Source organism: Arenibacterium halophilum (assembly GCF_005938225.1).
Lineage (GTDB): Bacteria > Pseudomonadota > Alphaproteobacteria > Rhodobacterales > Rhodobacteraceae > Arenibacterium > Arenibacterium halophilum.
This window is the reverse complement of record NZ_VCPC01000002.1, coordinates 760,413-772,215: the sequence shown is the minus strand read 5'-3', so window position 1 is coordinate 772,215 and position 11,803 is coordinate 760,413. Positions and strand designations below refer to the sequence as shown.

The 11,803-nt window shown below is 62.0% G+C and carries 10 protein-coding genes; 2 read left to right on the top strand and 8 right to left on the bottom strand.

Going from position 1 to position 11,803, the window contains the following annotated elements; genetic code table 11:
• Positions 1 to 23: 23 nt before the first annotated feature.
• Positions 24 to 524, bottom strand: coding sequence for a twin-arginine translocation pathway signal (locus FGK64_RS10450; RefSeq protein ID WP_138863732.1), 501 nt, complete (start codon positions 522 to 524; stop codon positions 24 to 26).
• Between the two features lie 267 nt (positions 525 to 791).
• Complete coding sequence (locus FGK64_RS10445) at positions 792 to 1,151, bottom strand: DUF7684 family protein (RefSeq protein ID WP_171054031.1); 360 nt, start codon at positions 1,149 to 1,151, stop codon at positions 792 to 794.
• A gap of 464 nt (positions 1,152 to 1,615) precedes the next feature.
• Here FGK64_RS10445 and FGK64_RS10440 point away from each other — a divergent pair, with 464 nt between their 5' ends.
• Together FGK64_RS10440 and FGK64_RS10435 are read left to right on the top strand one after the other, a co-directional pair.
• Positions 1,616 to 3,565 (top strand): DEAD/DEAH box helicase, encoded by a 1,950-nt coding sequence (locus tag FGK64_RS10440; protein ID WP_138863730.1) that lies wholly within the window; start codon positions 1,616 to 1,618, stop codon positions 3,563 to 3,565.
• Between the two features lie 249 nt (positions 3,566 to 3,814).
• A complete protein-coding gene (locus FGK64_RS10435; RefSeq protein WP_138863729.1) occupies positions 3,815 to 5,056 on the top strand; it encodes a cation:proton antiporter in 1,242 nt (413 codons plus the stop codon).
• A gap of 78 nt (positions 5,057 to 5,134) precedes the next feature.
• Here FGK64_RS10435 and FGK64_RS10430 read toward each other — a convergent pair whose 3' ends face one another.
• From FGK64_RS10430 to FGK64_RS10405, 6 genes are all read right to left on the bottom strand, one after another.
• Positions 5,135 to 6,124 carry an ABC transporter ATP-binding protein gene (locus FGK64_RS10430; RefSeq protein WP_138863728.1) on the bottom strand — a complete coding sequence of 330 codons (990 nt, stop codon included), beginning with the start codon at positions 6,122 to 6,124 and terminating at the stop codon, positions 5,135 to 5,137.
• Complete coding sequence (locus FGK64_RS10425; protein ID WP_138863727.1) at positions 6,117 to 7,124, bottom strand: ABC transporter ATP-binding protein; 1,008 nt, start codon at positions 7,122 to 7,124, stop codon at positions 6,117 to 6,119. The genes FGK64_RS10430 and FGK64_RS10425 overlap by 8 nt, the downstream gene beginning before the upstream one ends.
• 11 nt (positions 7,125 to 7,135) lie before the next feature.
• Complete coding sequence (locus FGK64_RS10420) at positions 7,136 to 8,086, bottom strand: ABC transporter permease (RefSeq protein WP_138863726.1); 951 nt, start codon at positions 8,084 to 8,086, stop codon at positions 7,136 to 7,138.
• Between the two features lie 10 nt (positions 8,087 to 8,096).
• Positions 8,097 to 9,083 (bottom strand): ABC transporter permease, encoded by a 987-nt coding sequence (locus FGK64_RS10415; RefSeq protein WP_138863725.1) that lies wholly within the window; start codon positions 9,081 to 9,083, stop codon positions 8,097 to 8,099.
• 140 nt (positions 9,084 to 9,223) lie between these two features.
• Positions 9,224 to 10,801, bottom strand: coding sequence for an ABC transporter substrate-binding protein (locus FGK64_RS10410; protein WP_138863724.1), 1,578 nt, complete (start codon positions 10,799 to 10,801; stop codon positions 9,224 to 9,226).
• Between the two features lie 238 nt (positions 10,802 to 11,039).
• Positions 11,040 to 11,792 carry an alpha/beta fold hydrolase gene (locus FGK64_RS10405; protein WP_138863723.1) on the bottom strand — a complete coding sequence of 251 codons (753 nt, stop codon included), beginning with the start codon at positions 11,790 to 11,792 and terminating at the stop codon, positions 11,040 to 11,042.
• Between the last annotated feature and the right edge of the window lie 11 nt (positions 11,793 to 11,803).

The window sequence follows — 11,803 nt, the reverse complement described above, 5'->3', positions numbered from 1 at the left end:
CAAAGCGCCGCGCATCGGGGCCATCAGACGGGGCGCAGAACGAACTCGACTTGCAGGCTGGTGTCGGACGCCCGCTCCATCACGGGTCGCAGAAAGACCGTCTCGAACCCTCCGTCATCATAGTCGGCATCATAGACGAGGTGCCCGTGAGGTTGACCAAAGGCGGGCACGATCTGCGGCATCTCGATCCGGAACTCCCCGGCCTCGTTGGTCAGCGTCGCACCGTGCGAGCGTGCGTCCCGTTCGTTGCCTTCTGTCGTATGGGCCCAGACCTGAATTCGCCGCCCGGCCAGAGGCGCTCCGTCGCCCGCCCGGCGTACGGTTCCGCTGGTCCAGAACCCGCCATTGCCGATCCGGTCCACGATCGGCGCGCCGGGGCGGTAATTGTTGGAACCGCCCCGCATCGACGGTGTGGGTTCAAAGGATTGCGCGCGAGCGGGCAGGCGCAGGCCCGTGGCACCGACAAGAAGCGCGGCCCCCACGGTAGAGAAAACGGTTCGTCGGCTCGGGTACGGGTTCGTCATCTCGGAATCTCCCCAGGGCTGTTTCTTAATGGTCTCTGCATGACATACACCTAGTTGACACCACGGCCCAATCACCCTGACACACGGGGAGTTTACCTGCAGCCGGGTGAGTTGCGCCCCGATTTTGGGAAGACCTGCAAAAGCAGCTATCGGTGCGGCCGCTGCAAAGGCAACTGTTGTCCACACTTCGAACGTCAGCGCAATGCGCAGCGAAGGTTCACCGGGGGCCACATTGACCGGTTCTGCGATCTGTACAAATTGAATCTCTCAAGCGGCCAAGTATAGCTTCTTGATGTAGTCGCCGCGTTCTTGGTGTGCAAAATCAAGCACTAAGATATCTTCAAGCTTCACCTCAGAGTATTTGGTGCAGTGTTTTGCAAACGCCACCGTCTCCGCGAGAGATTCGTTTTCATGCCAAGTTGTCATGACGAATTTTTCCTCAGGAAAGGCTTTGAAATCATAGGCCTCCAGAAAGGCCCAATCGACGCTATCATCCCATGCAGAACAATCAATTCCCCACGCCAACGAATAGAGGCATCCAGCTTCCACAAGAGCTTTGCTGACCAAGTAACGGTAATCCTCACCTACTTCACGCTCGATGAGTATAAGGCACTTGAATTTGGTCATGTCTTTCGGGACAGAAACAAGAACATCCTCAGGTAAGAAAATATAATTGAACATTTAAAGAGGGTGACAATCAGGTCGCCCATTAGTCAAGACAAACGACAGGTTGATACAAGGCCTCAGCCAAAGCAGACCTTGAGATGCAAGCCAAGAACCGCGACTCCCTTCGCATTTCGGACCTCGGGAGAGGCAAAGTTCTCGGCTGAAGCAGGCTGCCGGGCCCACTGCAATTGCCGCGAGAAGAGCAAATTGAAAGGTTTGGTCGCCGCTGGCACAGCACCCGCCCACATGCGATCAGGTCTTTCACCGATGCGACACGGCGCCCCAGACGGCGCCGACGCGCCCTTGGACCTATACAAGTGGCTGCAATTGCCCTAAGTGCGGCTGTCCATGCGCCCTTGCCGGCGCGAAACATAACCGCTGGCCGGCCAGGATGGCCTACAGCAGGTCCCGAGAGTAAGATTCCAATGCACCCTGCACTTCGAGCGGCCCTGGATGACCGTGGCTATTCCACATTGACCCCGGTTCAGACCGCCGTGCTCGACCCCGCTCTGGAAGGTCGCGATCTGCTTGTTTCGGCGCAGACCGGTTCGGGCAAGACACTGGGGTTCGGCCTTGCCATCGCGCCCACACTTTTAGGGGAAGATGATGCCTTTGCGCCGGGCGCCACACCTCTGGCGCTGGTCATTGCCCCGACGCGCGAGTTGGCCTTGCAGGTCAAACGCGAGCTCGGGTGGCTGTACGCCAAGGCGGGGGTGGTTCTGGCCTCTTGCGTTGGCGGCATGGACATGCGCGACGAACGCCGCGCGCTGGAACGCGGGGCGCATATCGTTGCCGCAACGCCGGGGCGGCTGCGCGACCACATCATGCGCGGCTCTATCGACCTCTCCGCCGTACGTGCCGTTGTGCTGGACGAGGCCGACGAGATGCTCGACCTCGGGTTCCGCGAAGAGCTTGAATTCATTCTCGACGAATTGCCCGCGGACCGGCAGACCCTGCTGTTTTCGGCGACCGTTCCGCCCGCCATCGCCGCACTGGCGAAAGGGTACCAGACTGACGCCGAACGGATCGTCGCCAAATCCGAAACCCCGCAGCACACCGATATTGAGTACCGCGCGCTGATGGCGGCCGAACGGGATATGGACAACGCGGTCATCAACACGTTGCGGTACTACGAGGCCCCCAGCGCGCTGGTCTTTGCCAACACGCGTGCCACGGTCAACAGGCTGGCGGCGCGGCTGTCGAACCGCGGGTTCAACGCAGTGGCCTTGTCGGGCGAACTGTCGCAGTCCGAACGCACACACGCCTTGCAATCCATGCGTGACGGGCGCGCGCAGGTCTGCGTGGCGACCGATGTCGCCGCGCGCGGGATCGACCTGCCGCGGCTCGATCTGGTCGTTCATGCCGAACTGCCGTCCAACCAGGAAACCCTGTTGCACCGCTCCGGCCGCACGGGGCGCGCCGGGCGCAAGGGTGTGAGCGTTCTGGTCGTCACGCCGCGCACGCGCAAGAAGGCCGAGCGATTGCTGGGGTGGGCCAAGCTTCGGGCCGACTGGGGTATGGCTCCGTCTGCGGCCGATGTCCGCGCGATGGACGAAGAGCGGCTGTTTTCGGACCCGTCGTGGCAAGAAGTGGCAACCGAGGACGAGCAGGAGAGCGTGAACCGGCTTCTGGAAGCGTTTTCGCCCGAGCAGCTCGCCGCCGGGTACCTGCGCCTGCTGCACACGCTGCGCGCCCCGCCGGAAGAACTGGCAGACTTGGACGCCAAACCGGAGCGCGCCAGAGAGTTTGGCCCGGCGACGTGGTTCGCAGTGTCGGGTGGCCGCGACGCGGGCGCCGAACCGCGCCGGCTGTTGCCGATGCTGTGCAAGGCAGGCGGCCTGTCAAAAGACGACATCGGCGCAATTCGGGTTCAGAGCGACCAGAGTTTCGTGCAGATCAGCAACGCCGCCGTCGCCGGTTTTCTTGCAACGGTCGGCGAAAGCATGGAACTGGAAAAGGGTGCGCAGATCACCCAGCTTGCCTCGCCACCCGACCTCGCCGGCAAAGGAGGCGGGTTCAAACGGGATGGTGCCAGCCGCAAGACAACCAGTGCCAAACCGCATCGGCACAAGGCGCAAGCGTCTGCCCGGCAAGAGGCTGATGAGGCCGCGACGCCCGATCGCGACCGCACGTACCGGGCAAGCGACAGCCGCAAGGACGCAATCGAAAGTCCCGCTGCCGAGCCCGGAAACGCCGCCAGACCATACCGCAAGCCCAAGGGGCCGCCGCCGCCCAAAGGCAAGCCGAGCAGCAAGAAGAACCGCGCGCGCGCGGCGGTGACCGCGTTGGGCAAAGGGTCTGGAAAACCGCGAAGCAAGGCCAGCAGCGCCAAGCGCCCATCCAAGAGTATCAAGCCGACACGTGGTGGAAAATAGGTGGCGCACGGCCGATACAGGGCCATGCGTTTCACGATTCAAGCGAACACGACGCGACGCGACACCGCGGCGAGCGGTGCAACATGCTGTGACCAATCGCCTATCCGCCAACCGCCCCCGGTCCGCTTGCGTCCAATCAGCACGCGGCTTCATGCAACCTGACAGGGCCGTCGACCCCGCATAAGTCGTTGCCAGAACGGGCACGAGACCTAAAATTTCAATTCAACACTTTCTTGAATTGACGCCCCCATGATCCCGGACTCTTTTTTTGCCCTGAATCCCTATCATATTGCCCTCGCGGCGATTGGAATAATTGTCATCACCGCGCGCTGGCTGCCTCGGCTTGTCAGCCGCAACGAACCGGCCTCGGCGCCGCTGATGATCATTTTTGGCGCTGTCGCCACATTGGCTATTCCAGACGTACCATCCCTCCCGGACCCGCGAGACACGCCCTTGCCTTGGGAACTGCTGAGCGAACTGACCGTTATCATCGCGCTGTTCGGAACCGGCATGCGGATCGACAGCGTAAGACCCTGGCGGAACTGGGGGCCCACCGTCCGATTGCTGGTCATTGGTATGCCGCTGACCATCACGCTTGTGGCCTTGCTTGGCATCGGGTTGGAAGGATTGACAGTGGCCGGCGCGATCCTGCTTGGCGCTGTGGTGGCCCCAACCGACCCGGTGCTGGCCGCCGATGTGCAAGTTGGCCCCCCACATGAAGGGGGCGAGCACCCCGTACGGTTTACCCTGACAACCGAAGCCGGGTTGAACGACGGTCTGGCCTTTCCCTTTGTCTATCTGGGGCTGATTGTGGCTGCCGAAGGTCTGAACCCCGGGAGTTGGGCCGTGGAATGGTTCGCCTGGGATGTCTGCTATCGCATCGCCATCGGCGCTTGCGCGGGATGGGCTGGCGGTCGTGCGCTTGCGTTCGTGCTGTTCTCGGTGCCACGCAAGGCCCCGCTGGCGGATACTGGTTCGGGGGTGATCGCGCTTGCCGGAGTGTTGCTCTGCTACGGATCGACCGAACTGGTGGAGGGCTACGGCTTCATCGCTGTTGCGGTCATGGGGCTGACCCTGCGGCGGGTGGAGGAGGACCACCACTTTCACCGGCGGCTGCATGATTTTTCCGAGTCGATTGAACACGCGCTGACGTCTGTCCTGCTGATAGCACTTGGGTCTATCCTGCCGATCGTGTTTGCCGATCTGACATGGAACCAGGTATGGATTGCCCTGATCCTGATCCTGATCGTGCGCCCGGTCTCTGGATGGCTCAGCCTGGCGGGAACCGATATGCCCCGCCAGGATCGGGCCGCCATCGCCGTTTATGGCGTGCGCGGGATCGGTTCGATCTACTATCTGTGCTACGCGATGAACCACATGGAATTCGTGAACGAAAGTCAGCTTTGGTCGCTGGTCGGGCTGATCATTCTGCTGTCCACGATTTTACATGGCTTCAGCGTCAGCTGGGCCATGCGCAAAATCGAAACCTGACGCGCTGTCTGATGCCCGCGCTCTGGCCCACAGCGGCGCGACCGCCGTTGCTGCCGCGCAATATAGCGATATCAACGTTTACGCCGGGACCATGTCGTCCAGCGCGTGGCAGGCGGCTTGCCCCGCCGGAGTGGGCCTGGGCTGCGGAATTTCGGTCCGGCAGCGATCAAACGCCAAGGGGCAGCGGGGATGAAACGCGCAGCCGGACGGCGGTGAGATCGGGTTGGGGATTTCCCCTTCGACAGGACGGCGGCGACGGCCTGACAGGGCAAGATCCGGCACCGCGTCAAGCAGCATCCGTGTATAGGGATGCTGTGGCTCTGCGAACAACCGCTTGCCCTGAGCGACCTCGACCAGACGGCCAAGGTACAGCACGCCGATCCGAGTCGCCATGTGTCGCACGACCGACAAATCGTGGCTGATCAGAAGGTAGGTCAGGCCGAATTCATCCTGAAGGTCCCGCATCAGGTTCAGGATCTGCGCCTGAACCGAGACATCCAGCGCCGATGTTGGTTCGTCGCAGACAATGAATTCGGGCTTGGAGGACAGAGCCCGCGCGATGGCGATCCGCTGCCGCTGACCGCCCGAGAACTCGTGCGGATACTTTGTTACATCCGAAGCCGACAGGCCGACGACCTCGAGCAGGCGCGCGGCTTCGGCCCTGGCATCGGTGGCGTTCATCAGACCAAACGTACGGATCGGTTCCGAGATGATTTCCCCCACCCGCCAGCGTGGATTGAGGCTGGCGAAAGGATCCTGAAAGATCATCTGGAACCGGCGGCGCAGGCTGCGCGGAATGCCAAGGCTTGCGTCGATCCGCTGCCCATCAAAACGGATGGTGCCCGCCGATGGTGGCAACAGGCCGACAACCATCTTGGCGATGGTGGACTTGCCCGACCCGCTTTCGCCGACAAGCGCAAAGGTCTCGCCCTTGGCGATTTCAAAGCTGACATCGGCGTTGGCCGTCAGGAACTGCTTGTCATCGCGTTCGATCACCCGGTTGAGCCAGGGCTTCGAGACATCGAAGCGACGGGTCAGGCCTTCGATTTTCACAAGCGGGTCAGGCATCACGCAACTCTCCTGTCCGGGCGGGGTCGTAGAGCCAGCAGGCGACATCGCGACCGCCCTCCCGGCTTATCAGATCGGGCCGCGTCTCGCGGCAGGGGGCAAAGGCCCGCTCGCATCGGGGGTTGAAGGCACAGCCCTGTGGGATGGCATGCAGCCGCGGCATCGCGCCGGGGATCTGCACCAGCCGGTCTGTTTCTTGCGTCAGGGTCGGGATCGAGCCCATGAGGCCGGCGGTATAGGGATGCAGCGCCTCGGTAATGACGTCGCGCACGGGCCCGATCTCTGCCATCCGCCCAGCGTACAGAACGGCGACCCGGTCCGCAGTCTCGGCAATAACGCCCATGTCATGGGTAATCAGCATGACCGCCGCGCCCCTTTCGGCGCAGATATCCTTGAGCACTTCGATGATCTGCGATTGCACCGACACGTCCAGCGCGGTCGTCGGCTCGTCGGCGATGACAAGTTCGGGTTCGGCGCAAAGCGCCAGTGCGATCACCACGCGCTGCCGCATCCCGCCCGAGAAATGGTGCGGATAATCGTCGATCCTGCGCGCTGCGGCCGGAATGCCGACCCGGTCCAGCAAGGCGATGGCGCGTTTGCGCGCCTCGCCCTTCGAGATGTCGATATGCGTGCGGATCGTTTCGGTCAGCTGCTGCGCCACGGTATACAGCGGATTGAGCGAGGTCAGCGGGTCCTGAAAAACCATCCCGATCCGCCGCCCGCGCACCCGGCGCATCGCCTCGGGGCCAAGCGTGTCGATCCGCTCGCCCTTCAGGCGTATCTCGCCGCTGGCGATCCGGCCCGGCGGCTCGATCAGGCCGATGATCGACGCGCCGGTGATCGACTTGCCGGCACCGGATTCGCCCACCATGCCCAGAACCTCGCCCGGCATGATGTCGAAACTGACCCGGTCCAGCGCCCGCAGCACACCGCGGCGTGTTGGAAATTCGACCACAAGATCGCGGACGGACAAAAGCGGTTCGGTCTTTGCATCAGTCATTGCGGGCTCCCTTATCGCAGGCGCGGGTTCAAGGCGTCGCGCAGCCAGTCGCCCAGCAGATTGACCGAGAGCGCCAGCGCAAGCAGCGTGACAGCGGGAAACAGCAGGATCCACCACTCTCCGGAAATCAGGAAGCCCTGACCAACCCGGATCAGCGTCCCAAGGCTGGGCTGGGTCGGAGGGACGCCGACGCCAAGAAACGACAGCGTCGCCTCGGCGATGATTGCCAGCGCAAGGCTGATGGTGGCGATGACCAGCACCGGCCCCATCACGTTGGGCAGGATATGGCGGAACATGATCTTGAGCGGATGCGCTCCGATCACCTGCGCGGCCTGCACGTATTCCTTGTTCTTCTCGACCATCGAGGCCCCGCGCACCACGCGGGCGAATTGCACCCAGTCCGACAGCCCGATGGCGACGATCAGTACCCAGATGGCCAGCTGGTCGCGCAGGCCGTCGGGAATGAAGCCCCGGGCGATGCCGAACACCAGCAGCGCGATCAGGATCGCCGGAAAGGCCAGCTGCACATCCGCGATCCGCATCAACGCGCTGTCGACCCAGCCGCCACGCCAGCCGGCGAAAAGCCCGATGGAAATGCCCATGACCATCGCGAACAGTACCGCCATCGCCCCGACGAACAGCGAGGTGCGCGTGCCGTACATGATAGTCGACAGCATATCGCGCCCCTGCCCGTCTGCCCCAAGCAGAAACACCTCTCCGGTAAAGGCATTCGGCTCCATCGGAGGGGTGAAGCCGTTCATCAGGTTCAGCGCGGCCGGATTGTAGGGGTTCATCGGCGCAATCAGGGGCGCAAAGACGGAACAGAAGACGACAACCAGCACCACCAGCGTTGCCACGATGGCAACCGGCGCGGTACGAAAGGCATAGGCCAGATCACTGTCCCACGCGCGGTACAGGCGGCCGGGCGCCTTTGTCTGGGGGGCTTGTGTTTCCGGAGTCATGGGTGGCTCCTCAATGGCTGTGCGCTGCGCGATCAACGCGCAGACGTGGATCGACCGCGTAGTACAGCAGATCGACAATCAGGTTTATGATGACGAAGATCAGCGCGATCATCATCAGATAGGCCGACATCACCGGCACATCGACAAAGCGGACCGAACTGATGAACAGCGCGCCGACACCCGGCCAGTTGAACACCGTCTCGGTGATGATGGCGAAGGCGATGATCGACCCAAGCTGCAGCCCGGTAATCGTGATAACCGGAACAAGCGTGTTTTTCAGCGCGTGGCCGAAATTCACCGCGCGGGCCGACAGGCCACGTGCACGGGCGAATTTGATAAAGTCAGAGCGCAGCACCTCAAGCAATTCGGCCCGCACCAGCCGCATGATCAGCGTCATCTGGTACAGCCCCAGCGTGATCGCCGGAAGGATCAGCGCCAGCCGCCCCGAGGTGGTGAGGAACCCGGTCGACCACCACGACCCGATAGAGACGACCTCTCCGCGGCCGTTCGACGGCAGCCAGCGCAGCTCGACCGCGAAAACCCAGATCAGCAGGACACCGATCAGGAAGGTGGGCAGCGACACACCGATCAGCGAGCCGGTCATGATAACGTTCGACAGCACTCCGCGCCGTCGCAAAGCCGTATAAACGCCCAGCCCCAGCCCGGTGATGAAGGCCAGTGTCCCCGAGACCAGCGCAAGCTCAAGCGTGGCCGGGAGGCGCTGCATGATAAGTTCGGTAACCGGCATCTGAAGACGGTAGGAAATACCGAATTCGCCTTGCAAAGCATTGCCTATGAAACGACCGAACTGCGTGATGATCGGATCGTTCAGACCAAGACTGTCGCGCAGCGCCTGCCGGTCGTCGATCGAGGCTTCCTGCCCGACCATCGAATTGATCGGATCACCGACAAAGCGGAACAGCGCGAAGGACACCGCAGCAACAGCGACCATGACGATGATCGACTGGATAAGGCGGCGGATGATGAATGCGATCATTTTTCTGTCCCGTCATGAGGCGCGCGTGGCGGGGCTTCGACGTCTGGGCGGCCGGTCCGGATCGTAATGGTGGGCTGCTTCGACTGGAAACGCCCGGCCGACCAGAAAGGCCGGCCGGGCGCGTGTTACCGGTTGTCCGATCAGTCGAACGTCACGGTCCACATGGTCGGCTGGTTCTCGGGGTGCACCTCGATGTTGAGACCATCCTTCACCGCATAGGCCAGCAGCTGGTTGTGCACGTTCAGGAAGACGCGATCTTCCATCACCTGATCCCAGATTTCGCCGATCACGGCATCGCGGGCCTCAAGATCGGTCATCGTGGCGATCTCTTCGATCTTCGCATCGACCTCGGCGTTGGAATACTTGCCGCCGTTGTAGGCGCCATAAGAGTCTTCACGGGTGTGGACGAGGAAGTTGAAGATATAGGCCGAGTCAAATGTCGGTACGCCCCAGCCCAGCAGATAGAAATCGGTTTCCCATTTCTCGATCAGTGGGAAATGGAGCGATCGCGACTGTGCGTTCAGCGACACGTCGATGCCGATCCGGCCCATCATGCCAACGACGGCCTGACAGATCGCTTCGTCGTTCAGATAGCGGTCATTCGGGCAGTCAAGCTGCACCGAGAAGCCGTCGGGATAGACAGATTTCACCAGTTCCGTCGCACGGGCAACATCCGGCGCGTCGTAGGCGTTCATCTCTTCCGTCCAGCCGTTCACGAAGGGCGGCAGCGGCGCGGCAGAGGGCTGCGACTGGCCGCGCATGACCACCTTCTGGATGGCATCACGGTCCAGCGTCAGCGCCATGGCTTCGCGGATCTCGGGATGCGAGAACGGGTTGTCGTCCACGTTCGACGAGCGCAGTTTCTCCGACGTCATGTCATAGGAGAAGAAGAGGTTGCGGTTTTCGGGGCCGGTGACGACCTTTACACCGTCGGTCTGCTCCAGCCGCGCGATGTCCTGAACCGGAACGTCCTGCACGAAATCGACTTCGCCCGACAGCAGCGCCGCAATGCGGGTCGCGGCTTCGGGGATCGGTTGATAGATCACCTCGGTCGCGGCAGGCGCGTCGCCCCAGAAACCGTCGAAGGCTTCCATCACGGTGCGCACTTCGGGATCGCGGGATACCAGCTTGTACGGCCCGGTGCCGTTGGTGTTGCGGACGGCAAAGTTTTCTTCGCCCGCGGCAAAGTTCTGCGGCGCGACCACATCGTTGGCCTCGGCCCAATCCTTGTCGACGATGAAGAAGTTGGTCAGGTTGTTGGGATACAGCGGCGACGGACCGGACATTTTCACATGCACGGTATAATCGTCGATCGCCTCGGCGCCTTCGACATCGGCATGGATGGCGCGGAAGCCCGAGCTTTCGTGCAGAACACGTTCGTAGGAAAAGACAACGTCTTCGGCGGTAAAGGCAGAGCCGTCCTGAAAGGTAACGCCCTCGCGCAGGGTCAGAACCCAGATCGAAGGATCGTCGGGGTGGATTTCCCAGCTGGTGGCAAGGCTGGGTTCAAGCGTGCCGTCGGCATTGCGCGATACCAGCGTGCTGTAGATGTGGCGCAGCAGGGTCAGTGTCGGCCCTTCGTTCTGGCTGTGCGGGTCGAGCGTCAGCGCATCGGCCACACGGGCCCAGCGGATTGTCTCGGCCGAAGCCGTTCCGGCGGCCAGGGCCAGCGCGAGTGCTGAAGCCGACAGGCTCAGGGCGCGTGAAAGCTTGGTCATGGTCGTCTCCTGTTGGTGATTTGCCATTTCGGTCAGGCAATAGTGCGAAACAGATACAGGTTTGACCAACAAGTCAATTCTTGCCCGAGGGAAGCCGATCTTCACAAAACAGTGATCGAAATCCGAAGGCTCGCCGTGTACCTAAGGAGCCTTCGGATTACAGGCGAATTTGAGCGACCAAGACAACACACAGCGAACCGCTCGAAGCCCATTTCGCTCTTCCAAGAGACGTGGCGCCCTAGGTTTCCAGCAGGAAATCGGCGAGGATCTGGTTGAACAGGTCCGGCTTTTCCAGATGGGCGTTGTGGGCACAATGCGGCAACAGGCCGAGGCGCGCATTCGGGATGGAGCGATACAGGTGCACCATCTCGTCCAGGCTGTACGATCTGTCGCGATCACCGCCCATCACCATAACCGGCATGGACAGATTGCCAAGCCTGTCCGAGCCATCCCAGGCGGGCATGGCGCGCAAACCGGCCAGAGCGGCCTCGAGTGTCGTCCCGTTGCCCGAATTCTGGCAAAGCCAGTAGTTCGGCGCGTCCTCGCCTTCGACAAACCACGTCTTGCCGATGCGGCGGCCCATTGCCTCGAGCCCGTCTTGACGAACCGAGTTGGCTGTTTCCTCGAAGGTTTCGAACCGTCTTGGCATTTTGCCCGAGCAGGCCGTGCCATACAGCACAAGTTTGCGGATCCGGCGTTCTTGCTGAGCGGCCATTTCCTGAACGATCATGCCGCCCATTGAATGGCCGACAAGGCAAAAGTCGTCGATCCCGAGATGATCGAGCAGCGCAAAATTCGCCTCTGCCATCTCGGCAATCGTCTCGGCCACTGGCTCGCCCGCGCTGCCCGCATAGCCCGGGGCATCGGGGATGATGACGTCGAACATACGCGAGAAGAAGGTCAGCTGCGGGTTCCAGAGCGAATTGCCCCCGAGGTAGCCATGTTGGAAGACCAGCGCGGGCCCCCGTCCGTGGCGCCTGAAATTCAGCATTCAATATTCCT